General features: G+C 48.2%; 21 protein-coding genes, 4 pseudogenes and 1 riboswitch. Of the genes and pseudogenes, 7 read left to right on the top strand and 18 right to left on the bottom strand.

Annotated elements, in window-relative coordinates; translation table 11 throughout:
* From ACTHTJ_RS06720 to ACTHTJ_RS06685, 8 genes and pseudogenes are all read right to left on the bottom strand, one after another.
* Nucleotides 1-223, bottom strand: a pseudogene (locus ACTHTJ_RS06720) (IS5/IS1182 family transposase); the annotation flags it as partial.
* A gap of 91 nt (nt 224-314) precedes the next feature.
* Nucleotides 315-3,044: a lactoferrin/transferrin family TonB-dependent receptor gene (locus tag ACTHTJ_RS06715; RefSeq protein ID WP_070585027.1), complete on the bottom strand. Its 2,730-nt coding sequence runs from the start codon at nt 3,042-3,044 to the stop codon at nt 315-317.
* Between the two features lie 86 nt (nt 3,045-3,130).
* Complete coding sequence (locus tag ACTHTJ_RS06710) at nt 3,131-4,909, bottom strand: transferrin-binding protein-like solute binding protein (RefSeq protein WP_070585025.1); 1,779 nt, start codon at nt 4,907-4,909, stop codon at nt 3,131-3,133.
* A 137-nt stretch (nt 4,910-5,046) separates the two neighbouring features.
* Nucleotides 5,047-5,247: pseudogene (locus tag ACTHTJ_RS06705) on the bottom strand (glutamate racemase); the annotation flags it as partial.
* Between the two features lie 84 nt (nt 5,248-5,331).
* Nucleotides 5,332-5,676 (bottom strand): annotated as a pseudogene (locus tag ACTHTJ_RS06700) (class I SAM-dependent RNA methyltransferase); the annotation flags it as partial.
* Nucleotides 5,677-5,823: 147 nt separating this feature from the next.
* Nucleotides 5,824-6,831: pseudogene (locus ACTHTJ_RS06695) on the bottom strand (IS5 family transposase).
* 403 nt (nt 6,832-7,234) lie between these two features.
* A complete protein-coding gene (locus tag ACTHTJ_RS06690; RefSeq protein ID WP_070584856.1) occupies nt 7,235-7,675 on the bottom strand; it encodes a TIGR01244 family sulfur transferase in 441 nt (146 codons plus the stop codon).
* 78 nt (nt 7,676-7,753) lie between these two features.
* Complete coding sequence (locus tag ACTHTJ_RS06685; RefSeq protein WP_070584857.1) at nt 7,754-9,505, bottom strand: M61 family metallopeptidase; 1,752 nt, start codon at nt 9,503-9,505, stop codon at nt 7,754-7,756.
* A 332-nt stretch (nt 9,506-9,837) separates the two neighbouring features.
* On the opposite strand from ACTHTJ_RS06685, the gene ccoN reads away from it, so the two are divergent.
* The 4 genes from ccoN to ccoP are packed head-to-tail and all read left to right on the top strand — an operon-like array spanning nt 9,838 to nt 13,455.
* A complete protein-coding gene (gene ccoN, locus ACTHTJ_RS06680) occupies nt 9,838-11,271 on the top strand; it encodes a cytochrome-c oxidase, cbb3-type subunit I (RefSeq protein WP_210389040.1) in 1,434 nt (477 codons plus the stop codon).
* A gap of 24 nt (nt 11,272-11,295) precedes the next feature.
* Complete coding sequence (ccoO, locus tag ACTHTJ_RS06675; RefSeq protein WP_070584861.1) at nt 11,296-11,907, top strand: cytochrome-c oxidase, cbb3-type subunit II; 612 nt, start codon at nt 11,296-11,298, stop codon at nt 11,905-11,907.
* 4 nt (nt 11,908-11,911) lie between these two features.
* Nucleotides 11,912-12,109 (top strand): cbb3-type cytochrome oxidase subunit 3, encoded by a 198-nt coding sequence (locus ACTHTJ_RS06670; protein ID WP_003748776.1) that lies wholly within the window; start codon nt 11,912-11,914, stop codon nt 12,107-12,109.
* Nucleotides 12,109-13,455 carry a cytochrome-c oxidase, cbb3-type subunit III gene (gene ccoP / locus ACTHTJ_RS06665; protein ID WP_440360872.1) on the top strand — a complete coding sequence of 449 codons (1,347 nt, stop codon included), beginning with the start codon at nt 12,109-12,111 and terminating at the stop codon, nt 13,453-13,455. The genes ACTHTJ_RS06670 and ccoP overlap by 1 nt, the downstream gene beginning before the upstream one ends.
* A 136-nt stretch (nt 13,456-13,591) precedes the next feature.
* Here ccoP and ubiT read toward each other — a convergent pair whose 3' ends face one another.
* From ubiT to ACTHTJ_RS06620, 9 genes are all read right to left on the bottom strand, one after another.
* Complete coding sequence (ubiT, locus tag ACTHTJ_RS06660) at nt 13,592-14,038, bottom strand: ubiquinone anaerobic biosynthesis accessory factor UbiT (RefSeq protein ID WP_036493042.1); 447 nt, start codon at nt 14,036-14,038, stop codon at nt 13,592-13,594.
* Nucleotides 14,025-14,942: a U32 family peptidase gene (locus tag ACTHTJ_RS06655; RefSeq protein ID WP_070584863.1), complete on the bottom strand. Its 918-nt coding sequence runs from the start codon at nt 14,940-14,942 to the stop codon at nt 14,025-14,027. The genes ubiT and ACTHTJ_RS06655 overlap by 14 nt, the downstream gene beginning before the upstream one ends.
* A 10-nt stretch (nt 14,943-14,952) precedes the next feature.
* A complete protein-coding gene (ubiU, locus tag ACTHTJ_RS06650) occupies nt 14,953-15,960 on the bottom strand; it encodes a ubiquinone anaerobic biosynthesis protein UbiU (RefSeq protein WP_070584865.1) in 1,008 nt (335 codons plus the stop codon).
* Between the two features lie 334 nt (nt 15,961-16,294).
* Nucleotides 16,295-16,915 carry a DUF2238 domain-containing protein gene (locus tag ACTHTJ_RS06645; RefSeq protein ID WP_440360873.1) on the bottom strand — a complete coding sequence of 207 codons (621 nt, stop codon included), beginning with the start codon at nt 16,913-16,915 and terminating at the stop codon, nt 16,295-16,297.
* A gap of 108 nt (nt 16,916-17,023) precedes the next feature.
* The gene (locus tag ACTHTJ_RS06640) at nt 17,024-18,013 is read right to left on the bottom strand and encodes a phosphatidate cytidylyltransferase (RefSeq protein WP_070584867.1); all 990 of its coding nucleotides are present in this window, start codon (nt 18,011-18,013) and stop codon (nt 17,024-17,026) included.
* The gene (locus ACTHTJ_RS06635; protein ID WP_070460081.1) at nt 18,010-18,717 is read right to left on the bottom strand and encodes a lysophospholipid acyltransferase family protein; all 708 of its coding nucleotides are present in this window, start codon (nt 18,715-18,717) and stop codon (nt 18,010-18,012) included. Before ACTHTJ_RS06635 ends, ACTHTJ_RS06640 begins: the two co-directional genes overlap by 4 nt.
* 63 nt (nt 18,718-18,780) lie before the next feature.
* Nucleotides 18,781-19,155 carry a hypothetical protein gene (locus ACTHTJ_RS06630; protein WP_070584869.1) on the bottom strand — a complete coding sequence of 125 codons (375 nt, stop codon included), beginning with the start codon at nt 19,153-19,155 and terminating at the stop codon, nt 18,781-18,783.
* Between the two features lie 2 nt (nt 19,156-19,157).
* Complete coding sequence (locus tag ACTHTJ_RS06625) at nt 19,158-20,444, bottom strand: phosphatase PAP2/dual specificity phosphatase family protein (RefSeq protein WP_440360874.1); 1,287 nt, start codon at nt 20,442-20,444, stop codon at nt 19,158-19,160.
* Between the two features lie 65 nt (nt 20,445-20,509).
* Nucleotides 20,510-22,252: a bifunctional alpha/beta hydrolase/class I SAM-dependent methyltransferase gene (locus tag ACTHTJ_RS06620; RefSeq protein WP_440360875.1), complete on the bottom strand. Its 1,743-nt coding sequence runs from the start codon at nt 22,250-22,252 to the stop codon at nt 20,510-20,512.
* A gap of 440 nt (nt 22,253-22,692) precedes the next feature.
* Between ACTHTJ_RS06620 and ACTHTJ_RS06615 the strand changes: the two genes are divergently transcribed.
* Nucleotides 22,693-22,977, top strand: a complete 285-nt coding sequence (locus ACTHTJ_RS06615; protein WP_070584873.1) for a PepSY domain-containing protein — start codon at nt 22,693-22,695, stop codon at nt 22,975-22,977.
* A gap of 165 nt (nt 22,978-23,142) precedes the next feature.
* Nucleotides 23,143-25,005 carry a Pycsar system effector family protein gene (locus ACTHTJ_RS06610; protein ID WP_070584874.1) on the top strand — a complete coding sequence of 621 codons (1,863 nt, stop codon included), beginning with the start codon at nt 23,143-23,145 and terminating at the stop codon, nt 25,003-25,005.
* Between the two features lie 140 nt (nt 25,006-25,145).
* Here the strand turns inward: ACTHTJ_RS06610 and ACTHTJ_RS06605 are convergent, their stop codons facing one another.
* Nucleotides 25,146-25,745 (bottom strand): CDP-alcohol phosphatidyltransferase family protein, encoded by a 600-nt coding sequence (locus tag ACTHTJ_RS06605; protein WP_070584876.1) that lies wholly within the window; start codon nt 25,743-25,745, stop codon nt 25,146-25,148.
* 71 nt (nt 25,746-25,816) lie between these two features.
* Nucleotides 25,817-25,862, top strand: a riboswitch (PreQ1 riboswitch).
* Between the two features lie 3 nt (nt 25,863-25,865).
* Between ACTHTJ_RS06605 and queC the strand changes: the two genes are divergently transcribed.
* A complete protein-coding gene (gene queC, locus ACTHTJ_RS06600; RefSeq protein ID WP_070584877.1) occupies nt 25,866-26,525 on the top strand; it encodes a 7-cyano-7-deazaguanine synthase QueC in 660 nt (219 codons plus the stop codon).
* The last annotated feature ends 91 nt before the right edge of the window (nt 26,526-26,616 follow it).

Raw genomic sequence — 26,616 nt, 5'->3', positions numbered from 1 at the left:
GATCGGAGAGGCTGTGCCATTGTCCGAGCAGGACGGCTTTGAACATGGACAACAGGGGATAGGCGGGACGCCCTCGGTGGTCTCTAAGGTAACGGGTTCTTTGACGATTCAGGTATTGTTCGATCGGTTGCCAATCAATCACTTGATCCAACTTCAATAGTGGGAAACGGTCGATGTGTTTGGCAATCATGGCTTGTGCGGTTTGCTGGAAGAAGGTGCTCATGGAAAATCCCCTAAATGTCTTGGTGGGAATTTAGGGGATTTTGGGGAATTTTGCAAAGGTCTCCTATTGCCTTGATGCACGGTTGCTTAGGTTAAAACTTCATCTCCAAAGTCAGGGTGTAATTTCGTCCCGGTGCGGCGTAGCGGTTATACCTGCCGACATTATTGTGCCTATTGACCGCTCCTTCGGCAGTCTGCCTTACAGACTCCCAAGTGGTATACCGGTAGTTGAAGAGGTTATACACGCCTGCGCGCAGGGTCAGGTGTTTCTTGATATTGTAATATCCGGAAACATCCGTAACATGCCAAGGCCGCGTCCGCCGTGATGCTGCTTTTTTAGCATTGGCATTACCGTTCAACAGCGCCTGGCTGCCTAGCAGTTCGTCAACAGATTTTGCCTTAGAATAAGTAAACATCGTATTGATGCCCCATATTCCGTCAGGATGGTCGTAACCCAAACCCAATACATATCGTGAAGGTTGGACGGCATCAAAGAGATATGAAGTTACAAACGTCCTGTCGGCGCGTATATCGGCATCTTTGACCTTGATACGGTTATAGGCAAGCGTGGAATACAACCCGTCCGGCAACCCGTCCCATACACCGTGCCAATCGATTTTACCCAAAATATTGATACCGGCTATCCGTGCATTTTGAGCATTTCGATATCCGGGGTCGCCAGAAGCCGAAGTTTGCCCGTTTTGAGTTCGGGTTTCATAACCGAATGCAATCAGGTCGCGATAAGCATTGTTGAAATAGCTGGCTTCCAAATTGCCGAAGTCCCCTTTAAATACAATACCTGTCTCTCTATTAAAGGATTTTTCCGGTTTCAGATCCAACGTTTTCAAAGACTCCCCGGCTCTCCAGCCGTACATTTCGGCAAACGACGGTAGACGGAAGCCCGTAGAAGCGCGATAAGTCAAATCCATCCAGGTGAAAGGCTTGAGGACTACGCCTGCGTTCCAAGAAAGGTTGCGGTGAGTGCCGGTAGAGACACCCTTATCTTCCGAATGCGTACTGCGATAATCGTAACGTATGCCTGCTCCGACATCCGCCCATCTGCCCAAACGAACATTGTCTTGAACGGCTGCATAATAACCGTTGCCGCCGATATTCCTCGGTGTGCAGTCTGTATAGGTGTTATTGCCGAAACGGCATATCGGCGATGTATTGACCGTGGTCTTGCCGATAGACACCCAATACGGTTTGCCTTGGCTTCCGTTGGGTGACTGCGCCCCTTCCGGGATTTTCGATCCATATGCCTGAACTGCGTTTTGAAGATAATAATCGCTGTGGGATAATTGCGACTTAAAGCGGTCGTACCCTAGATTGATACTCAAATTGTGACGGATTTTAGCCGTATCAAATGCCTTTTTAAATACTGCTTGGAACAGGTTTCGGCTTTCTTCATAAATCATCCGGTCGGATTTATAGAAGGAATACGGTTTATTGCCGTCGGGACGGCAATTTTTATCCGAACCGTCGTGAGAGCAATGCGTCTGCTGCAAACGGTTGTCCAAATCTATACCTTGCCGGTCATAAGAAAGTCGGGCGTAATCGGCCCAGGTATCCTTGTCAGCATTATGGTAAACATATTCGACCCCGTACCGGTTTTTAGTATGGCGTTCATCATAAAACACGCCGGTACCGTAACCGATACCCTGCAATGTACCGCCCTCTCCCTGAACAAACAGCCTTTCGGCCTTATTATTGCCCGAATATTTGCCAAAGCCGCTCGGCGTACCGTTTCTCCGGACACTTTCATTCAGATCGGCCTCGGTAAAATAGGCAGGAACAGTCATATCCCGTGTATCAAAGGTCTGCTGCGTACGTTCAAGAACGGCTCCGACATAATGGCGGTTGTCCAAATGCCAACCCGGTCGGAACAGCCATGATTGGCTGCCATACTCAAGCGGGTCCGCAAGGAAGCGGCTGGGGCCGGTATAATCCTGCGTGCTGACGGTTTTGCGCTCATCTTTGGCCAAAGCATCTTTTTTCGCATTGTCTTTACAGGCCGCATATCCATTGGAACATTCCTCCTCGACAATGAAATTTGCGTACGGATGGGTATCCTCGACCGGCATCAGCCGGTTGAAACTCTGCACACCTTTACCAGCATCTTTATGCGCATGGATTTCCTGCCCCCGCCGTTTAGTATAAATAAGGAGGGCTTCCGCGCCGCCGCTGCGTCCTGCAAGCGCAAGGGACTGTGTCAGGGCATGGTCTTTTCCAGAATAGGCAGTTTTACTCTGAATGCCCCACTGTTTTCCCTCTCCGATAATGTCGGCTGCGGTTTTGGTTTGAAATGCGACCGAACCTGCCAATGCGCCGTTTCCGTATTCTGATGAATTCGAACCCTTGCTGATTTCAACGGCCTTAACGTTTTCATACTCAATTTCATTGATTGCGCCGCTGCTGCCCGCCGTCCTCGTCCCACCCAATGCCGCCTGCGCGGTGTAGGACTGTATTTGCGAAACGCCGTCTACCGTTAAGGAAACGCGGTTTTTATCCATGCCGCGTATTGAATAGCCGGAACTTGCGCCCCGACCCTGTTCGACCACGGCAATACCCGGATCGTAACGGGTCAGGTCTCGGATATTCAAAACCTGTTCTTTACTTAGCGTCTCGGAAGATTTGACCAGCTTGCCCAGCCCGGTTACTTCGTTATCACGGCGGGTTTTCTGTTTTTTCGCATTGACCTGCACGGTATCGAGCTGCTTTTCCCACACTTGTCCAGACGGTAAAACATCCGCATAAGCAGGCAGCGCAGTCATCAGCGACAGGCATAAAATATTTAATCGGAACAAATGTTGCTGTTTCATATCATTTCTCTACTTACTGCCTTCAGACGGCATTTAAAGCCGATATGCCGTCTGAAGAACTTTCCTCTGGCAACCGGCAGCCCAGTTTACCGGACAAGCTGTTGGCGTTTCGTACCGAATACCACTGCCGCCTTGCCGCTTTCTCCCTCCAATGTATTTCCGGAGAACGATCCGCCCATCTCAATGGCGGTTTTGCCGTAGAAGCCGCCGGACACATCTGCACGGATATTCGTCCGTTTCGGATCGATGGTATTTTTCGGATCTAATGCAAAGCCGTTTTCACCGGTTTTCGCTACACCTGAAAAACCGTTGCCCTGAATCGTGGCAGTGATGGTGAATACGGGGGCAATGCGGTCTTTCGCCGTCAGCATACCGTTGAGGGTTTTCTCGGCAAAATTAACTTTAAACTCCGCCCGGTTACCGCCTTCCTTATTGGAAGGTTCGGCACTCCAGCTCGTACCATTAACAATAGTACCCAACCATGTACCGCGATATACCGTCTCTCCCGTCGTTACAGGCATATCGGAAACCGGCGTACGGCTGCCCTGCAGGAACATATCGTGCGAACCGCCGTGTTCCAACACCCCGAAATGCAGGTAATCCAAATTGGAGCAGCATACCGACACCTTCACACCGTCTTTCTCAAATACATGTTGGAATGCCGTCTGAGTGCCTTCGGACGGCACAAGCGTAAGCTCTACGCCGTCAATCAGCAGTTTGGCCACGTTGCCGAAGCTGTCTATTTGTTTTTTCACAAAATCCGCACCGATGCGGTAAGCGTCCATAAAGGTTTCAGCCAATGGTTTTTCTGCACCGTCTTTCTGTTTCGCGCTGAATACGGTAAGCACTTTCTTATCATTTGCCAAAAACTTGCCGCCCAACTCATCGCCCTGAGGCCCGTAGAAACCACCTTCCAGACTATCAGAATCAGAAACGAAGGGATGACCGTTCCCAGTATCTTTATCTGCAGCCAACGCCTTACCTTTGAAACGGTTACCGTGCAGGTTAGCCTGAATGTCGTAACGTTTAATTTGTTTGGCTTTATTTTCGGTTTCGTTATGGGTAATTCGGTTATTGCGGTAGAGCGCGCCGGTCATGGTCTTGGCGGCGAAGTCCACCTCAAATTCGCTGGTCAGCCCAAAATCGGTCTGACCTTCCGGTGCCTCGCTTTTATTGCGCAACACATCCGCTTCCTCGGCAGACAAAGCCCCGTACCTATCGCCCGCTTGCGAATTACCCAACTGGGAAAACTTCTGTTTTTCCTTGGCATCGGTTACATAATCCCAAGTGCCTTTGTAAATCGACTTGCCCATCGGCAGAGCTTGGGAAGGATTGCTGCCTTTGTAGAAAAGGTAGCCGTCCGCGCCGGAAAGGGCGATATTGTTTTTGAAATCGATTTTATTGGCACCGTTGCGGTAGATATAGCCCGAGCGGACATATTGGAAATCCGTGTATCCTTCCACACGGCTTTTGCCGTCGCCCGTTGTGATGGATTCGTTCAGCGTACCCTTATCCATCGCAAAAATCTCATTCTTTTGGGGAAACTCACCCGGCTCACCCGCACCTAATTTCTCCCAATCCGCTTCTGATAATGCCTTATGATCTTCTTTATTTTTCGGGTGCCAGTTCCGACGCGGTATTTTGGCTGCAAAACCGTAAACCGGACGGTCGTTTTCCGCCGCCTGCGCTTCATCGGATTTTGCCGGTTTTTCAGTCTGTTCGTCTTGGTATTTCGGTGCTTCGGACTGCGGGTTGTGCTGTTTTGTTTCCACGCTGTCCAAATCGAAACTGCCGCCGCCCGCGCAGGCAGAAAGCAGTAGCACAGGCAGGATACCGGCTGCTTGGGCAATAAGTGAATTTTTCATATCAACTTTTTTAAAAATGATAATAATTTATATTTTATTAACTTAAAATGTAATTTGCAAACATTTTCTGACGAACCTTCACAAAAAACACCCGCACATTCTTACTCCGGATATGCGGGTGTTTGAGCAAACCTTGCCTAACCCAAAGACACCATTTCGATCTGATCCATCGTCCTACCCAGAAAACGTTCGCCTATCGTTCTGAATTTCAAAGGAATATCGCTGACATAAAAACGATAGTCGGGATTATTGTTGTCAGTATTGAGTAATCCCTCCTGCGCAAGGACGCGTGCTGTTTCTTCAGTCGTCGTAATTGCAGAATCAACCAACGCTACATCAACACTTCCGTATTGAAGCGGGGTTGATTCCGAAAAATAAATGCCGTCTGAACATTTTTCAGACGGCATTTTTGTACACTTTCCTCAACGGTTCGATCCCTGCACCATATCAATCAGGAACAGGCGGTAATTGAGGTTGCCGTTATAAAGTGGGATTTTGCGTTTTGGCGACAGGCGCATGAATTTGGGCATTTCCCTGTCGCCGGTAAACATGCCGACTCGCCAGCCGGTATAGTGTTTTTTCAACCACGTACCCAACTGCGGATAAAGTGCCTGCAAAGCGTGGACTTCCTCAAGGCGCACACCGTAGGGCGGATTGGATAACATAATGCCGCCCACGCCGTTCGGCCGGACGGACTGCACATCGGCAACGCTGAAGGAAACGATGTCGTCCACCCCGGCACTGCGTGCGTTGGCCAATGCCGTCTGAGACCTTTGCAAAAAAGCCCTTCCCCCGACAGCCGGAACCCAAACACAAGTTTTTGGCTATTTCCCTCCCCCAATACCTCCTAATTTTACCCAAATACCCCCTTAATCCTCCCCGAATACCCGATAAGCAGGCATCCGGGCCACCTTTTAGGCGGCAACAGGCACACTTAGCCTGTTGGCGGCTTTCAATAGGTTCAAACACATCGCCTTCAGATGGCTTTGTGCACTCACTTTGAGCAGCCCGAAATAGGCTGCCCGCGCATAGCGGAATTTACGGTGCAGCGTACCGAAGCTCTGTTCGACCACATAACGGGTCTTCGACAAATAGCGGTTGCGTTTGGTTTGCGCTTCCGTCAGCGGACGGTTGCGGTGGGCTTTGCGCATAATGCCGTCCAGCAACTGATGCCCTTCCAGATGTTGCCGGTTTTCCTTACTGTCATAGCCTTTGTCGGCATAGACGGTCGTACCTTCGGCAATACCTTCCAGCAAAGGCAACAGATGGTTGCACTCATGGGTATTGGCGGGAGTGATGTACAGTTTCTCGATATAGCCTTCCTCATCGGTACGGGTATGTTGTTTGTAACCGAGTTTGTAAAGGCCGTTTTTCTTTATCCAACGGGCATCGCTGTCTTTACTCGGTGTGGTTTGGCCGCTGACTTGTCCTTCTTCATCGACTTCTATGGCCTGACGCTGTTTGCTGCCGGCGGTCTGAATAATGGTGGCGTCAACGACGGCGGCGGATGCTTTCTCTACTTTTAGGCCTTTTTCGGTCAGTTGACGGTTAATCAGTTCCAGCAGTTCGGACAGGGTATTGTCTTACGCCAGCCAGTTGCGGTAGCGGCATAAGGTGCTGTAATCGGGGATGCTCAGTTCGTCAAAACGGCAAAACAGGTTGAAATCGATGCGGGTGATGAGGCTGTGTTCGAGTTCGGGATCGGAGAGGCTGTGCCATTGTCCGAGCAGGATGGCTTTGAACATGGACAACAGGGGATAGGCGGGACGGCCGCGGTGGTCTCGAAGGTAACGGGTTCTTTGACGATTCAGGTACTGTTCGATCGGTTGCCAATCAATTACCTGATCCAACTTCAATAGTGGGAAACGGTCGATGTGTTTGTCAATCATGGCTTGTGCGGTTTGCCGGAAGAAGGTGCTCATGGAAAATCCCCTAAATGTCTTTGTGGGAATTTAGGGGATTTTGGGGAATTTTGCAAAGGTCTCAGGGTAGGTATAAAAAAAAGGGGGTGGCTTTCGGCCACACCCAAACACACACACATCAAGAGGAAAGAAAAATCATTTAATAAGAGAGCTGGCTCTTATAGAGGAAAACTGGAGGATTCGGGCTTGGCCCTGAAGCATTGAAAGGCATTATAAATGAAAATAGGGTTAGGGTATTGATACAGGTCAATTCGGGTTTGATTTAGAAAATATATTTTTAGAATAGTGGAAATAAATTAAGAATAAGGTTTGATTGTGAATAAAAGTCATCAGGCCGTCTGAAAGAATTGGTTTCAGACGGCCTGATTGGTTTAAAGGCTGCTATTTATACATAAATTAAGTATTAAGCCAAACCTTTATCTTTGGCTTCTTGCAGGCGGGCTTCAAAGTTGCTGAGATTGACGCCAGCCTGTTCGGCTGCGGCAACTACTTCGGCTACGGATGAGCCGTGTTGCACTTGATGATAACCCCAAAGCAGGGAGCAGCGAGTGCCGGTACGGCAGAAGGCAAGAATGGGAGTCGGAGATTGTTGCAACAGATTTTGGAAGGCTGCAACATCGGCTGCGTTGATTTGAGGCGCAACAACGGGCTGGTGTGAGAATTGGTTGATGCCGGCCTCTTTAAACCAGTTTTGCACTTCGGCAAAAGCCGGTTGGTTTTCTTCTTCGCCGTCCGGTCGGTTGCAGATAACGGTTTGGATGCCGAGACGTACGGCTTCTTGGACATCGGCTTCGGTTAGTTGGGGGGCAATATAGAGGGAGTCGGTCAGTTTATGGATAGGCATAGTTTTTCCTTTCTTTATATTGAGCGGATATGTTGATTTCAGACGGCCTAGGAAGTGGCAGGCCGTTTGAAGTTTTATTTAATGATTGTACAACCAGTTTTCGAGTTTTTGGCGATCGGTAATGTGCAGCAGGGCAGTATTGGCTTCTGCTGCTTGAACTGTGATGCTGGTTTCGCGCAATAGGCCTTGGCGGAAGAAATGGATGGTGGTGCGCGTGCCGATAGGCAGTTTGCTCCACTGCGCTGCAAGGTCATTGCAGGCATAGCCGCCTAAGGCGATGATTTTGTCTTGCGGGCAGAGTCCGGCATTTTCTGCGCTGCCGCCATTAAATACATGAGTCAGGACGGCATGGTCGCTGCTTTGTTTGAAACGTGCGCCCAAATCGTTGGCGGGGGCAACCGATTGGGGTTCGCTTGCAAATGCTCCGCCGTGCTGGCGTGGCAGGGGGATAAAGTCGAGTTTGACACCTACGCTTTGTAGGCATTCTGCGAGCGGAAGGTCTTCGGTGCTGTATAAGGCCGTCTGAAAGAAGGTTTCTAAATCTAAACCGGTCATTTCTTGGCAACGGGTTTGCCAGTGTTTTTCGGGTATGCCTTGATGGGTGTTGCACCAGTCACGATAGTGTTGCTGCATTACGTTGTCGAGGGTGTATTTGCCTTGGCTTTTTTCACGGATGATGAGGTCGAGGCAAAGTGCGGCCAGTGCACCTTTTTGATAGTAGCTGACGATGGCGTTGGGGCTATTTTCGTCTTGTTTGTAGAACTTGTCCCATGCGCTGAAACTGGATTGGGCAAGGGTTTGTTTCAGACGGCCTTGTGTTTGCTGTACGCGTGTGATGCTTTGTGCAAGCAGGGTAAGGTAGGCTTCGGGGCTGATGGTTTTGCTTCGGGCTAGAAAGAGGTCGTCGTAGTAGGACGTAATGCCTTCAAATGCCCAAAGTTGTTCGGTGTAGTTCTCTTGGTCGAGATTGTAAGGTGCGAAGACGGCCGGTTTGATGGATTTAACGTTCCATGCGTGGAAGTATTCATGGGAGAAGAGGCCGAGCAGTTCGGTATAGGCTTTGTCGGCTTCGCCCATATCGTAAGATGGCAGACTGTGGCGGTCGGCGAGTAGGGCGGTGCTGCTGATGTGTTCCAGTCCGCCGTAGAGGTTGTCGCCCAGATGTAGTAGAAAAAGGTATTCGGTAAACGGGGCAGGGGAGGGGAGCATCGCCAACTCGGTTTCGCAGATTTTTTGAATATCGGCGAGGAAGCGGGTGCGGTCGAAATCAGGGTAAATACCGCTTAATGCAATACGGTGGGGAATGCCTTGTGCTTTAAAGTCGAGGAATTCGATGATGCCTGTTTCAATGGGGTGATCAATAAGCTCGGCATATGAGGCCGTCTGAAAAGTGGTCGCCGAAATTTTGGGCAGGGTTGTGGCTATCTGCCATGTGTGTGGCAGGGTAGGAAATTCGACTTGGTGCGGTTGTTCCTCTTGTTCATGTACTTTTAAGAAGAGGCATGCGCCGTCGAAAAAGCCGCGCTCGGTACTGAGGAATGAGCCGCGTACAGACAAGTCGAATGCGTAGACGGTGTAGTAAATTTCCCACTCTCCACTGAGAGCAGGGATTTGCCAATGGTTTTTGCTGGTTTGTGTCAGCGGCTGGGCTTTGCCGTTGCAACGCGCGCTGATGTGCGTGATGTGGCGGGCAAAGTCACGGATGAGGTAGCTGCCGGGAACCCAGTTTGGCAGGCTGATTTCTGTTTCAAAATCATTGGGTTGAGTGAATGATAAGGTGATGTGCCATTCATGAGACAGAAAGTTGGGGGTAATTTTGTAATTAATCATAGCTATTGCATAGTTTGCTAAAGTTTATTAAGGATAAGTGTTTTTAAAGGTTAGGTTTAATCTATATCAATAAATTTGTACGAAAAAGGGGGCTTGAAAAAATGCTGTGTCCGATTTATTGGATATGTTTAAATAATTTATTGATTATAAAAGAAATGAGATTATCTCTCACTAAAGGTTTTATGCAATGTGGAATGTAATTTTGCTTGGCATGTTGTGGTGTCTATGTTAAATTTAGAAAAATTTGAGCCTTAGCCGTATTGCGCTTTTCATAAACGTAAGGGTTGGGGTGAGATAAAAATTTTTTATACCCATAATTTATGGAGACTTCCATGGACACACAAACTTATAACTACAAAGTGGTGCGCCAGTTTGCCATCATGACTGTAGTTTGGGGTATTGTGGGCATGTTGGTCGGTGTAATTGTAGCCGCCCAATTATTTGCTCCATCCCTTGATTTATCTGAAATTGGACCTTGGTTCCACTTTGGTCGCCTGCGTCCGCTGCATACCAATGCGGTTATTTTTGCATTCGGTGGTTGCGGTCTGATCGGTACATCATACTACGTTGTTCAACGTACATGTAATACCCGTCTGTTTGGCGGTTGGTTGCCTGCATTTACCTTCTGGGGTTGGCAGGCTGTCATCGTGGCTGCGGCTATCAGCTTGCCTATGGGTTACACCCAAGGTAAAGAATACGCCGAGTTGGAATGGCCTATCGATATTTTGATTACGCTGGTGTGGGTTGCCTACGCTATCGTATTCTTCGGTACGATTGCCAAACGTAAAATCAAACATATTTACGTTGCCAACTGGTTCTACGGCGGCTTTATTTTGGCCGTTGCGCTGTTGCACATCGTCAATAATATCAGCATCCCTGCCGGTTTGATGAAATCTTACCCAGTTTACTCTGGTGCGATTGATGCGATGGTTCAATGGTGGTACGGCCACAATGCAGTGGGCTTTTTCCTGACAGCCGGCTTCTTGGGTATGATGTACTACTTTGTACCAAAACAAGCAGGCCGTCCTATTTACTCTTACCGCTTGTCCGTTGTTCACTTCTGGGCTTTGATTTTCACTTATATGTGGGCAGGTTCTCACCACTTGCACTACACCGCATTGCCTGACTGGACTCAATCTTTGGGTATGGTATTGTCTTTGATCCTGTTCGCACCTTCTTGGGGCGGTATGATCAACGGTATCATGACTCTGTCTGGTGCATGGGACAAACTGCGTACCGACCCGATTTTGAAATTCTTGATCGTATCTCTGTCCTTCTACGGTATGTCTACCTTCGAAGGCCCGATGATGTCTATCAAAACAGTTAACGCTCTGAGCCACTATACTGACTGGACTGTTGCACACGTTCACGCCGGTGCATTGGGTTGGGTAGGCTTCGTAACCATCGGTTCCGTTTACTACATGATCCCACGCCTCTTCGGTAAAAACGAAATGTACAGCACCAAATTGGTTGAAGCGCATTTCTGGATTGCAACCATCGGTGTGGTTCTGTATATCGCCGCGATGTGGATTGCCGGTGTGATGCAAGGCCTGATGTGGGGTTCTTTGAACGAAGACGGCACACTGACTTATTCCTTTGTCGAATCTGTAAAACGTACCATGCCTTACTACATGATTCGTTTCACCGGCGGTCTTCTGTACCTGAGCGGTATGTGCATCATGGCATATAACGTTTACCGTACTGCTATCAGTGGTAAAGCGGTTGATGCTGAGATTCCTGCGGTTTCTCAAACCCAACACCACTAATAATAAGAAAGATAGGCTACCAAAATGAAATTGCAACAATTAGCTGAAGAAAAAGTCGGTGTACTGATTGTATTCACCCTGCTTGTAGTCAGCGTCGGCCTTCTGATCGAGGCTGTCCCGCTGTTCTTCTCCAAGGCAGTTACTGAACCTGCACCCGGCGTGAAACCATATAACTCCCTGCAAGTGGCAGGTCGCGATATTTATGTGCGCGAAGGCTGCTACAACTGCCACTCTCAAATGATTCGTCCATTCCGTGCAGAAACTGAACGTTACGGCCACTACTCCGTTGCCGGTGAGTCTGTTTATGACCATCCGTTCCAATGGGGTTCTAAACGTACCGGTCCGGATTTGGCTCGTGTCGGCGGCCGTTATTCCGATGAATGGCACCGCATCCACCTGCTGAACCCGCGCGACGTTGTGCCGGAGTCCAATATGCCTGCATTTCCATGGCTCGCACGCAATAAAGTCGATGCCGAGGCAACTGTGGCGCATATGAAAGCCCTGCGTAAAGTGGGTACACCTTACAGCGATGAAGAAATTGCCAAAGCACCTGAAATGCTGGCCAACAAATCAGAGCTGGACGCTGTTATCGCCTACCTGCAAGGCTTGGGCTTGGCATTGAAAAACGTAAGGTAACATCATGGACGCTAACTGGGCTCGCTCGCTCTTTACTGTTTGGGTATTCATCAGCTTTATTTTAGTCCTCTATATTGTGTTCAATAGACGCAATAAGAAAAACTATGATGATGCAGCCAGCAGTATTTTCGATAATGACGAACAAAGGCCGTCTGAAAAGGACGATCAAGCTCAGTCAGTCCGTGATCACGGAGCAAAATAATGAACACAACATCCCAATTTACCAGTAGTTTCTGGAGTATATATATTGCCGTTATCGTCGTGCTCAGCTTCATCGGCCTGGCTTGGCTTCTGCTTTCGCAAAACGTTGTGAAACGCCCTAAAAAAGGCGAAGAAGTAAAAACCACAGGTCATGAGTGGGACGGCATTTCGGAGTACAACAACCCTCTGCCACGTTGGTGGTTTTGGCTTTATGTCTGCACATGGCTGTTTGGCGTCGGCTACCTGATTATGTATCCAGGTATTGGCGATTACAAAGGCATGTGGGGCTGGAGCAGCCATGGTCAATATGAAGAAGAAGTTGCCAAAGCCAATCAGCAATACGGTAAAGTGTATGCTAAATTTTCCAATATGCCGATTGAGAAAGTGGCTAAAGACCCTGAAGCTCGTGCTATTGCACAAAACCTTTTCAATACCTACTGTATCCAATGTCACGGCTCAGATGCCAAAGGCTCTAAAGGCTTTCCAAATCTGACTGACAACGACTGGTTGTGGGGCGGTGAACCTGAAAAGATTCAGGAAACCATTGAAAAAGGCCGTACTGCCGCCATGCCTGCATGGGGTCCTGCTTTGGGTGAAGAAGGCGTGAAAAACGTAACACAGTATGTTATGTCTCTTTCTAAACCTAAAGGCCAATATGACGAAGAACGTGCAGAACGCGGTAAAGTCCTGTTTAGCGGCCCACCTGCCAACTGTTTCACTTGTCACGGTGACAAAGGTCAAGGTATCCAAGGCCTCGGCCCGAATCTGACCGACGATGTATGGTTGTGGGGCGGTACTCAAAAAGCGATTACCGAAACCATTACCAACGGTCGCAGCAGCCAAATGCCTGCTTGGGGTCACTTCCTCGACAAAGACAAGCTGCACATCATGACCGCTTATGTTTGGGGTTTGTCCAACAAAGACGGTAAAAAAGCTCCTGCTAAAAAAGCCGAGCCTGCTCCGGCAGCTCAACCTGCCGATGCTTCTGCTCCAGCGGCTGCTTCAGCTCCTGCTGCCGATAAAGCTGCTTCAGATGCTAAAGCTGCTCCTGCTGCTGAAGCCAAACCTGCTGAAAAAGCAGAAGCAGCTCCGGTTAAGGTAGACGGCAAAGCTGTTTTTGAAGCCAACTGTAAAACATGTCATGGCGGTTTGATTCCAGGCGCTCCTGTCGTAGGTAAAAAAGAAGACTGGGCTCCTCGTATCAAACAAGGTAAAGACACTCTGCACAAACACGCAATCGAAGGCTTTAATTCTATGCCGGCTAAAGGTGGCAATGGTAGCCTGAGCGATGATGAAGTTAAAGCAGCTGTTGACTTTATGGCAAATGAGTCTGGCGCAAAATTCTAATTTTGAGTTAGATTGAAAAAAAGCGTACCTTTCTAGGTACGCTTTTTTTATGTTTGATAAAACCGTATGGAAGAAACATACAAAAGGCCGTCTGAAACATTCAGACGGCCTTTGTTCTTGGTTCAACCAAAATTAATCAATCCAAAGTGGACGTACTGCGTTTCAGGAACCATTCGCTGAAAGGCCACTCGACGCTGTCGAGTAAGTTTTTGGTAATTAACCCCAGTTCCGTATCGCCTTCAATTTGCAATTTACGGTTGAAAAATAAGGTATCGGGATCTTCCTCGCGCATCATCATGCGCATGAAGTCTATGCCGTTGGCGGCCAGCCTCAGATCGGGGGCACCGCTGAAGTTGTCGTCCAGGAATTTTTCCGTATCGGCACTAAACCGCACTTTGATACCGGCATCTAAAACTTCAATTTCGAATTTTCTTCCGGCAAAAAGTTCCATATCGGCAGGCAGTAAACCTTTTTTCAGCATGGTATTCAATACGGAGACCAAAACAAAGCGTGGAGGTTTGCCGGGAAGTTTGGTACCGATTTTTGTCATCCATTTGGGTAATATGATTTCAGGCAGCGCCATAATATGCCTCCTTCACGGTTTCAATACCGGGCTGACCGCGCCAATAGCCGTCAACCAGTGTTCCGGTAGTCAGTCGTTCCAACTCGGGGCGGACATCTTCCCATATGGATTTTCCGTCCAATACATTGCGGTGAATTTGGATAATTTCAGCCATGCCGTGCATTTGTGGCGACAGTCTGAGCATATTCACGCCGATTTTATTTAAGTCTTCATGGTGGGGCAGTAGGTTTTGGCAGCCGTAAGACATGGTTTGGATGCCGTTGATGGTGAGAAACGGCTGGCCTTCTCGCGTATTCATGGCCATGCCGTGATCGTGGTCGAGGCAGCGGAACTCGCAACTGTCTTTATTCAGATTGTAATGGCGGGCGGTAAAGCAACGTGATGAATAGGCGAGCGGCATTTTACCCCAGGCGAAGAGTTCGGTTTCAATGCCGTCTGAAGCTTTGATGATTTCGACAACCTTATCGCGGCTCAGCTCGGACGGTGCAATCCAGCGGAATGCCCCTAATTTTCGGAATACGTCTAAAGTGGTTTCGTTGTAGATATTCAGGCTTGCACCGGCAACGAACGGGATGCCGTGTTTGCGTGCCAATTTGACCGCACCCATGTCGTTGGCTTCAACTTTAAACTTTCCCTGCTCCGTAATTTTGCGCAGGCGTTTCAGATCGGATTCGCTTTCGAGCAGGACTTGTGAAGAAAGAATAATCTCCTTACCGCTTTCTGCCAGGTCTTCAGCCAGTCCGAACCAGTCGGCAAAGCGCATTTTCTGACGGCGTGAGCAGACTACCTCACCCAAATAAACAGTGTCCAACGGCGTATCCAGCATGGAAACGTAAAATTCCAGTAGGGCTTCTTTTTGCCAGAAAAATAAAATAGGGCCCAGCGACAATTTCAATGAATTCATTTTCTTCCCCTTATTTCCATGGGCGGTTGTATGCGCCCAAAGTTGTCTGATGACCTTCCGAAACTTTGCTCAAGGCATTGTTCCAGGACGGATTGACTTTGAAATGCGACGGGTCGGCTGCGGCTGCATTCAGTGCTTGGCGGAGGGATTTGGTTACTTGCGCCGTATACATCGGGCTGCGTTGGCGTCCCTCGATTTTGATGGCGGACACACCGATTTTGATGAGTTCGGGCAACATTTCCAAAACATTCAGGCTGGTCGGTTCTTCCAAGGCATAGTAGGTTTCATCATTGACTTCAAAGCGGCCTTTGCATAAGGTTGGATAACCTGCCGGTTCATTGGGTTTGTATTGGTCTATCAATACCTGGTTTAGACGTACGTTCATGCGGTCGGGCAGTTGTTCCCAGCGGACGGATTTTGCCGGAGAGCAGACACCTTGCATATTGGGCGATTCGCCTGTTGCATAGCTCGACAAGATGCAACGGCCTTCCACCATCACACACAAACTGCCGAAACCAAAGACTTCAATTTCCACATCAGTATTGTCAATTACATGTTTGACCTGATCGATGGTCAGCACGCGCGGCAAAACGGCACGACGGATGCCGAACAGCTCTTTCATCATATTGATGGCTTCGTAATTGGTGGCCGAACCTTGTACTGACATATGCAGGCGTAAATTCGGATGTTTGTCTGCCGCATACGCCATGATGGCGGGGTCGGCAACAATAATCGCATCGGCACCCAAATCCGCCGCCGTATCCACAGCAGCGTGCCAACGCTCCACTTGGCCGGCTTGTGCGAATGTATTGATGGCCATCAGTACATTGCGCCCGCGCGCATGGGCGTAAGCTACGCCTTCCCGCGCAGATTTCATATCGAAATTCAGTCCCGGAAAGTTTCGTGCATTGGTCGCATCTTTCAAACCCATGTAAACCGTGTCCGCACCGTTGTCCACAGCGGTTTTCAGTGCAGGCAGGTTGCCGGTGGGACAGACCAATTCTGGAATTTTCTGCATTTTGTGTTCCTCGTCTTGATGATAACCTCTATCGGGTTAATCAATATTTTGTAGAATTCCGGATATTTTATGGATTAATGACACAAGATATGCTGACTTAAATCAAATCGAAAAATTCATGTTGACGTGGACATATTATTTACAAAATCTTAACAGACGTTGTTTTTTATATATTTCATGTGCTTAAAAATTTTGATGACGGATTTTGTTTCAAAATCGGCTTATGTTTTTAACTATCGTATTTATTAATTTTTACAATAATTGCGATAGAAAAATGAAAAAAGGCCGTCTGAAAATCTGGTTTCAGACGGCCTTTCGCTTTAAAGGGATATATTTAAGAGAAGCCCAAGCGTTTATCGGGTCGGGTAAACACAAAAATAAACAGGGAAGTTAATGCGCCCAAAGTATCGGCAAGCATGTCTTTTTGCGCGTCCCAAATATCGCCTTGGGAACCTAAGAATTCCAGTCCGGCCTCTCCGCCGTCGATAACAGCATATTGCCATTCAATGATTTCATAGGCGGCAGCCACGCTCATAATGAAGAACAGGCCGAAAAACAAAGCCAGCGGCAGATTACACAGCTTGCGGCGCAGCAGCCACTCAATCATAGGATAGGCATAAAAGCCGATGATGTAGTGGGCAATACGGTCGTAATGATTGCGGTTTTCGCCCAAAATCGGTTCGACAAAGCGGTTGATGGATTCAAACGGTACATCGGCAAAGGTATAGTATGCACCGATTGAATGCATGATCAGCCAAAAACTCATGAATAAGTAGGCCAAGTTGCTGAAGCGGAAAATGCGGTAGGTGGCAACCAGAAGGAAGAATACGGATGCTACGGGGATGATTTCGGCGTACCAGACTGCGCGGTCATGGGGATTGATACCTGACCAAACAATAAGGGCAAAGATAATCGTAGCAAGAAAAATGGGAAAGATTGGAGAAGGTTTATTCATGTTGTGTGTATGTAATAACAATGGTTGCGTATTGTATAACGAATTGGCAGGGCTGGCAGTTTCATACATTCAAGGCCGTCTGAAAATAACTTTCAGACGGCCTGAAGTTTAGCCATTCCAGAAATAACGGGTGATGTGAAAGAATACGGGCGCGGCAAAACAAATCGAATCCACACGGTCAAGCATGCCGCCATGGCCGCGTATCATATTGCCCCAGTCTTTGACACCGTAATCTCGTTTGATGGCAGACATAACCAGGCCGCCAAAGAAGCCCATCAGGCAGACGATAAAGCCGATAACGGCTGCTTGGCCGTGGGAGAATGGCGTAATCGGCGCCATCAGCGCGGCAATGGCCGTGGCCGATAAAATACCGCCGACAGTGCCGGAAATGGTTTTTGATGGCGAAAGCGAAGGCATGATTTTTGCACCGCCAATCAGTTTGCCCCAAACGTATTGCAACACATCCGATACTTGCACCACGCCAATCAGGAAGATCAGCAACAGGATATTGTTGCTATTATCGAAGCCGTCCAAGTCTAGAAACATCAGCGCCGGAACATGGGACAGACAGAAGATGCAAATCATCGCCATCCATTGTGTTTTGGCGGCGCGTTCCAAAAAATGCGCGGTTTGGCCGCTGAGGCTGGCAATAATCGGCAGTATCAAAAAGCCGTAAACCGGAATAAAAATGCTGAACATGCCGTACCAGCCGTCATAGACAAAATAGTATTGTACCGGCAGCAGCAGGTAAAAGCAGACCACCATGCTGTAATAGTCGCTGCGTCGGCGATAGACGAGGGTCATAAACTCGCGCAGTGCGGCAAATGAAATCAGGAAAAAAAGTACAACCGTCCCGATTTTGCCGAACCAAAATGCACCCAGTAACACCAGCGTCATCAGCCACCATGCGTAAATACGGGCGTTGAGGTTGGCGATGGTGGCATTATCTGCGCCGTTTTTACGCTTGAGCCATTGTCCGATGATGCTGGCAAAACACAATACGGCAAATACGCCGACAAAAATATAGCTGGCTTGCGGAGTCAGATGAGCGGCGGCTTGTTCGACAATGATTTGTTGGGAAGTCGTAGAAAGGCTCATGCTTGTCCTCCTTTGTTTTGCTGAACTTCAGGTTCATTTTGGCGAAGCTCGCCGCGGTCATTTTCAGACGGCCTGAGTGCCAACAGCGCTTCACGGCTGCGTGTCAAAAAACTGTCTTTGTCTTCGTTTTCCTGCAAAGTAAGCGGCTGTCCGATATGGACTTCACACAAAAGCGGGATAGGCAGGATTTTGCCTTTGGGCAGTACGCGGCTGATGTTATCTATCCAAATCGGCACAAATTCGGTATTAGGTTTGCTTTTCGCCAGATGATAAATGCCGGACTTAAACGGCAGCAGGATGGTGTTGTCGTCAGTGTTACGCGTGCCTTCAGGGAAAATAATCAAAGAGTCGCCTGCGTTCAGCGCGTCTTTCATCTGTTCGGTAATCGCTTGCGGATTATCGCTATGGCGCGGAATCAGCAAGGCGTTGAAAACATTTTGAATGATGAAGCGTTTGAGTTTGCTCGTCAGCCAGTAATCCGAACCGGCGACAGGGCGCGTGGACAAGCGCCAGCGGCGGGGCAGGGAAATCCACACCAATACAAAATCGCCATGGCTGCCGTGATTGGCGTAATAGACTTTTTGGTGCTGATTGAATGTCAGCTCGCGCGGGCTTTTGGGGCGTACGCCCGTAAGAAAAGAGACCGACAGACACAAGGCTTGGTCGGTCAGCCAGGCAAGTTGTTTTTTGAGGAAGTTTTTCATTGTTTCTGCCTTTGGGAGTGAGATACCGTTCTAGATCTGGTTTGGGTAAATCAGCAAAAATAATCAAATGCTTTGGATAAGCAAAATTAAAAATTGTGCGGCGGTCAGGTATAAGCATTTGCGCCATAGGGAAAGTGCACCGTTTATCCGTTGGGTCAACGTACGGCTGCCTGAAATTTGATGCAAACCGTTTTGCTGTAAGGCGTGGTCGAAGTCTTCAGGAGAGTAGCGGTTGTCGGCAAAGTCTTGGAACACGCGACGGTCGAAGTGAATGCGGATATGGCAGTACAGCAAAACTGCTGCCAAGACAAGTTGCACCGCAAACCATGCGCCGCCATATTTTGCCGACAAGGCGAGCAGCAAGGCGTTACAGGCGGCAACATAATGTGCGGTAGAGAGCAGGTGGGCAGTAATACGGCTATCGGTTGCGTTGTCCATCATTATCCTTGTTTTAAACGGTTTGCTGCAGTTTCGACTGCTTGGGCGGCGGTCGGTGATAATACCATTTGCGGCCGAGCCTGTTTGCGTTCGGCCTTCGCTTGCGCCAAGTTTTTGCAGCCACCATAGACCAGCAGCCACGTCAGTACCACTGCGGCACTTCTTCCATAACCCAAAGCGCAACATACCAGCACTTTGCCGTGTTTTTGGCGCAAGGTTTCCAATATCAAGGCCGTCTGAACCAAATCGTTTTCAGACGGCGTTACCATATCCAGTAAAGGCAGAGCGCGATATGCTCCCTGATAGCTACGGCAGGGATATTCGGCGCATACATCCAATACGGCAGGCAGATGGTTTGAAATTCCCCAAACGCTGCCAATCCATACATCATTGCGGACTGGTGCCGTTTTCGCCTTACCGCGTAACCAATACGCCATGTTTAGCCGTACACCCACCAGATAAGGCAATAGCAAAACCGTCGCTGCTGCCGATAATTTACCGTTAGCCTGTTTTTGGAATACGTTTGCATTTCCAGTCAAATAGGCAAAGGCCACCATCAGCAAAGACACGCTAATCCATATCAACCACAGCCACGCGCCACCCAGCAACGCGGGTAACGCCGTCAAACACGCACCAAGCAAATACAGCAACGCAATCTTTTTTGAGTGTACATTACTCAAGCCCAGTTTAAATGGCGAAGTCATCTGACGCGGGAAAGCCCACAACACCAGCCAGCCGAGCAATGCTCCGGTTGGCACGTCAATAAAATGATGTTGATAAGTCGTCAGTACCGACAAGGCAATCAGGCTTTGCCATAAGAAAAGCGGCAGGCGGATTTTTGGAAAGCGCGTCCAATAAAATGCACCTACGATAATCGCCAGCGCGATATGCAAAGATGGCGCTTGGTTGTATGGCAAATCAAATGCAGCCAATGAATCAAACAGCCAGCCTGACAGCCCATCAGCGGGCGGTTTGGGCCATCCGAAACGCAGCGGAAACAGCACGAAGCAAGCAGTCGCAATCAGTTGGGCAGCTACAAGGTGCGCTACATATCGGTTTTGTTCATGTGTATCACGGCAAAGAAAAAATGCCGCGGCATACATCAGGTTCAGCGACCAATAAGGCACAATCGTCCATGCCCAAAACGGAATATTGCTCTCCCATGCAAAAGCGATTTCAGGTACATAGTCCAGGGATGCCGCGTAATGGTTGGAGAGGCAGTAGCTGGTGTAGAACAGAATACCGACTAAAATCAGCTTGAGCAGGGAGGTTTTGAGGGAGGGTTTCATGGATAGGTACATGGTTTAAATAAGGCCGTCTGAAAGTTAAAAAATTGTTCAGACGGCCTTTATTTTTATTTCTTCACTGCCAAGCTCACGGTGGAAATACCGTCTTCGTCTATCCATTGATGGATTTTTTCAAAACCAGCCTTTTCAACCAACTGATCCATTTCCTGTTGACTGCGGCGGCGCATTACCCAGTTTGGGCTGCCTGCTTTGTGGCTGGTCAGCGCACGGGCAATCATTTCGAGCTGCGGATGCCACGGCTGACCGGTGTAAATCAGGTAGCCGCCGGTTTCAATGGCTTCGCCGAAGCCGTAGAGCGAGTTCAAAATCAAATCGTTGTCGGCAAACAATTCATGCAGGCCGGAGACGATGCCCAGGGTAGGGCGCGGCTGTAAATCGTGATAATTGGCGCGGTCGTAGGCATTGACTTCATTGAAGGTTACCGTGTTTTGCAAGCCGCGCTCGGCAATCAGCTTGCGTCCGGCTTCGACATTAATCGGGCTGTAATCGCGCAAGCGTACGGAATCAGGCAATGTGTCGGCAGTCAGGGCATCCAATACATAGCGGCCATGACCGGATGCAATATCCAAAACGTGTACAGGTTTCCCTGCTTCACGCAGTTTGGCTGAGGCCGTCTGAATGGCTTTGCCGATATTGACTTTGCGTTGGCGGATACCGCGCCAGCCGATGGCGTTGAGATAGTATTTGTCCACCCATACACCGAAAGCATTGCTGCCTTGCGGTTGATTGCGGTAAACGTAATCCAGTGTGCTGCCCGAATCAAAACCTGTTTCTTGGCCGATTCTCAAGCCTTCACTCCAGCGCGAACCCAGTTTGAGCGAGGCACGATATATTGCCCAAAATGCACCGCGAGGTGTACAAACAGGCAAAGGCGTAGCCAGTTCGTCAGCTTCGCGACGGCTGTCTCCAAATAAGTGCGCTTGAGTCAGATCGACTTGTTGTAAAGGCTGATTGAAACGCTCGCGGATAAAACGGCGCATTTCAACAAAAGCGATTTCACGGTTTTGCTCACCTAAAGTATCGTGGTAGAAACCGGGCAGGATATGGCGCTCTTTAATATGGCTGCCTAAGCGGTTGTAGAAATCGTGTTGCGGTTTGTGATGAACGACCCAATCACTGCCTGAAATCAACAGTTGTACAGGCGTAGTAATCGCTTGTGCATCGGCCACGACGCGCTCGGCCGCCTCATATAAACCCAGCAGGATGCGCACAGAAATAGCGCGGGCAATAAGCGGATCATTGTCGTAGCTTTTTTGACGTTCGACGTTGTGGGTCAGATAGTGGGCTTTGACGTAGCTGTTGACAAAGAAATTGCCACGCCATTTTTGCATGATTTTTAAACCGGTACGGGCAAACGGCACATAGAGTTTGACTTTGAACGCAGGCGAAGCCAATACGGCGCAACGGATTTTCGGCGCGTAATCGTGCAACCAAGTAGAAACCAATACCGCACCGACACTTTGCGCAATCACGCAGATGTTTTCAGGTTTGATGCCGTATTCGCTTTGAATGTGTCGGATAAAATCATCTACATCTGCAACCGAAGTGCCGATACTCGGACTATCGCCGCGTTCACCGGGGCTGTGTCCATGACCGCGTGCGTCCCAAGCGAAATAGGCAAAATCGTTAAAACCCAACTCGTCCGCCACAAACATCATTCGGCCGGAATGCTCATGCCCGCGATGGAACAGCACAATGGCTTTGTCGGAAGAACCATCGGCAGCAGGGCGATAGCGGTAGAAAAGCGAAGTACCGTCTTGGGTAGAAAAGTATTTTTGCTGTTCGGACATGAGAAACTCCTAATAGTCATGTTTTTAAACAGTATCATGGCATATCAAATAAAAGCAATGACTATCCGATAGACGGACAAATGCAATGATGGAGAGAAATGGTAAAAGATGATTCCAAATTTTACTTAAAACCGATGACAGTGATTGTTAAAAGGTTAGGTAGAGGGTGTTTGGATAACCTTACAAATTACTACCGACATATCATCATAAACTCGTTTTTTCGCAATTAATTTACGAAATACAGTCAGATGGGACTTATCGTTATCATATTGTTGCCAAATTTTTTCTCTTATTTCTTCTTAAGGGGAATCGTTTAGGCCGTCTGAATAGTTTTCAGACGGCCTTTACTGCGTTTAACCAAGTACTAATTAACTGCTAATTTTGTCATGTTTTAATACATCCATCGAAACCCGAATACACATTCTAAAAGGAAATCAAACATGAAAAAATTCTTATTGACCGCCATCGTTGCTTTGTCTGCTGCTACTGCCGGTGCCAGCGATTACATCGAACACAAAATCTACAGCGACAAAAACTTCGAGCAAAACCGTGCTAAAGCCGTAAAAATGTTGGAACAACGCGGCTATCAAGTTCACGATGTTGATGCCGATAGCCGTCGAGGTCAGCCTGTGTTGGAGGTTGAGGCTTTTAAAAATGGCCGTGAGTACGACATTGTTTTGTCGTATCCTGATTTGCAAATTATCAAAGAGCGCATCGATTATTAATATTTCGATATAAAGTGGATTGTCGCAGGGCTTTTAGTTCTGCGACAGTTTGTTATTTGGGAATTTAAAGAATGTAAACAGCATGTAAATTACCTAAAACAAATGAACTAAATATGTTTTTTATTTTCCATGTAGTTCAAAGTGTTTGATGTCGGGAGTCATGATATGAGTTTGAATGATTGGAAGGAAGATGGTCAGCCGAAGCTGGTAGGCGACCAAGAAAAACCTTTAAACGATAGCGTAGCTGCCGAATCCCAACAGGATGTTGATTTTTGGGATCACAATCAAAACGGTGTTGCTGAAAACGAAGTTGAGGTTGTGGCTGACGCGGTAGAAATTCAGGAAACGGTAGAAGGTCAGGAAGTGGTTGAACATCCTGAAATGCCGTCTGAAAAAAACGAGAAGAAGGCCAAACGCAAAAAAGACAAGGCGAAGAAGAAAAAAAATAAAGCCGAGGATTTGAATGCGCCTGATTTGTTGGGTACGAATAAGGGTGTGGAAACCATGTTCCGCAACGCCGTACGCTCAGAGATGGAATTGTTGGCGCTGGCAGCAACCAAAGCCAATATTATGATTTCGCTGAATGGTTTTATTGTTTCTGCTCTGATGATCTCGGGTGCGTTTATTTTTTCATCGTCGCCCGAATTTTTGATTCCGGCCAGTACGTTTATGATTACTGCCGCCGCGTCTATCGTGTTTGCATTGCTTTCTGCTTCGCCGGAACGTATCGGCAAAATGCAGGCGGCGCGTACATGGTTTAAGGATTTTGTCCGCGGCCGTTCTAAGCTGAGGGATTTGAAAACCCGCCTCAGCAGTACCGAAACGCGCTTTTTTGGTGGCAGCCAACCCAATATTTTGATTTATGAAGACCGTGTGAAACTGCAAAAAGATCAATATTGGGAAATGATGCAGGAAATTATGGGCGACCGTAAACAAGTCTATCAAAAGATGAGCGATCATCTTTACTGGCTCGGTTTGTTGGCTGATAAACAGTTCAAATACATTAACTTATCTTACGCAGTATTCCGCTGGGGCTTGCTGGCTTCGTTGGCAGCATTTATCGGCGTGAAAACATTGCCGTCATTGCTGATGCCTCCGACCAACAACGCGGCAGAGCTGCGTTCGCTGGGTATCAATATGTTTAACGGCGTATTTGAGCCTTCTGCTGTACAACAGCTTCCGGATGGTAAGTTGCTGATCGCGGAAGACGAACCCAACCATGCGTTCAGTATCATCAGTATTGATAAAACCGGCAGGTTTGTGGAAGACGAGGCATTGGATACGCGCGTGATTACCGGTTTCAAACGCCGTCTCAGCGACTTGGAGGCTTTGGCACGCGACGATGAAGGCTTTATCTACGCGCTGACTTCACATTCGCGTACCCGTAAAGGCAACCGCTCGCCTGACCGCGAACACCTGATGCGTTTTAAAATCCAAGACGGCAATGTGTTGGGGCTGACCAGCTACGACAATCTGACGCAGGTTTTGGAAACCGATCACAAGCTGCATGATTTGATTCGCGAGCGAACAAAGGCTGAAGTTTCTTTTGAAGAAATCAATATTGAGGGTATGGCGTTTGATCCGGTGAAAAAACGTCTTGTTTTGGGCTTCCGTGATCCTGAGTTTAACAACATGGCGTTGGTCGCGTTTATCAGCAATCCGAAAGATGTATTTGAGCGCAATGCCAAGCCTGAGTTTGATGAAGTGGCGGTGATTGATATTGATGGCGGCGGTATCCGTTCCCTCAACTATGATCCTGTGTTGAAAACCTACGTTATCGCCAATGAAGTGAAGGATGAGAATGGACAGAAATTCTCACAACTGTGGACTTGGAGCGGTAATCCGACCGATGAACCGCAAAAAATCTCTCTGCCTAATCTGCAACACATCACCAACGTTGAAGCCGTCGATTCGATTACCGTTAACGGCAAGCCGCAGATGATTTTGATGGGCGATGAAGGCAATGCTTCACAGAAAATTACTGCCAAGTATATGTTGGTAGATTACAGTCAGCTGGGTAAACAGTAAGTTATCTTGGCTGCTGAATAAAAGGCCGTCTGAAACCGATAGTTTATGGTTTCAGACGGCCTTTTTTGTTTTCAGTAAAACGGGGTGATGGGTTTAAATATTTTAATCAATGATGATTAACCCAAGAACGTGGACAAGTTTCAGACGGCCTTCAAGCCATTGATGACACGTTTGTAGCAGGTATAAACCAATGCCGCGCAGGCCAGCCACATAAGGATATAGAAAAGCGAATGGAAGCTGCCGGCGATTGCATACCATACGGCCAATACGCCGATAAAGAATGCGCGATCGCTTTTGCCGAATGGTCCGTCATAACGACGGCCGTTGCCGTGGACTTGTCCCAAAACACCGCAAAATTCAGTCATTGCCGCCAGCCAAATAAACAGGGCAATTTGTACGCCGCCGAAAGGTGCAATGAAGGCAAAAGGCAGATACAAAGCAGCATCGGCGACAATATCGGTGATTTCATTCAAATAACCGCCCAATGCCGATTGTTGGCCGAACTCCCGTGCCAGCATACCGTCCATCGCATTCAGTGCCATACGGACGAACAACCAGATCGGCAAAAGCCAGAATAATGTGGATACACCTGCAAACACTGCTAAAAGCAAACCGATCAAAATGGAAACGGCGCAGGCAAACAGAGTAACCTGATTGGCAGTAATACTTTTTTGATACAGTCGCTTAACAATGGGGCGCAACAGGTTTTGAAATTTTGGTTTCAGGGCGTAGATGCTCATAATTATGCTATATAAAAGAAAATGAAGTGCCGTGATTATAGATGAAATCCGTTATAATCCGTCAATCTTCAAATCACGCGGTTCGCAAACCTCCCGCGTTAACAAAACTAGGAATTTACTATGGAAAAACAGCAGGCCCTCGTTATTTTTTCGGGCGGGCAGGATTCAACAACCTGCCTGATTCAGGCAATTCAAACATATGGCCGTGAAAATGTGCAGGCCATCACTTTTCAATATGGGCAACGCCACGCCATCGAATTGGAGCGCGCGCGTTGGATTGCCCAAGATTTAGGCGTGAAGCAGACGGTACTCGATTTGAGCCTGATGCAACAGATTACACACAATGCCTTGATGGATGATACGGCATCCATTGAAACAGCTTCAGACGGCCTGCCCAATACATTTGTAGATGGACGCAATGCTTTATTTTTGCTTTACGCCGCCATTTACGCCAAAGGGCAGAGAATACGCCATATCATTGCCGGCGTATGCGAAACCGACTTTTCCGGTTATCCCGACTGCCGCGATGTGTTCGTCAAGTCGATGAATGTCACGCTGAATCTGGCCATGGATTACGCTTTTCAAATCCATACGCCCTTGATGTATTTAACCAAAGCGCAAACATGGGCATTGGCGGATGAAATGGGTGTGTTGGATTACATTCGCGAGCGGACGCATACCTGTTATAACGGCGTGGTCGGTGGTTGCCATGAATGCCCAAGCTGTATTTTGCGCGAGCGCGGTTTGTCGGAATATTTGGAAAGTAAAAAGGCCGTCTGAATTAAGAGAGGCATATATTTCCAATATCCAGTTGTACGAAAAGGCCGTCTGAAAAATTCATTTCAGACGGCCTTTGGCTATGTATTTTGTT

The sequence above is a fragment of the Neisseria sp. P0018.S001 genome, assembly GCF_051957355.1.
Lineage (GTDB): Bacteria > Pseudomonadota > Gammaproteobacteria > Burkholderiales > Neisseriaceae > Neisseria > Neisseria subflava_A.
This window is presented reverse-complemented; position numbering and strand designations above follow the sequence as displayed.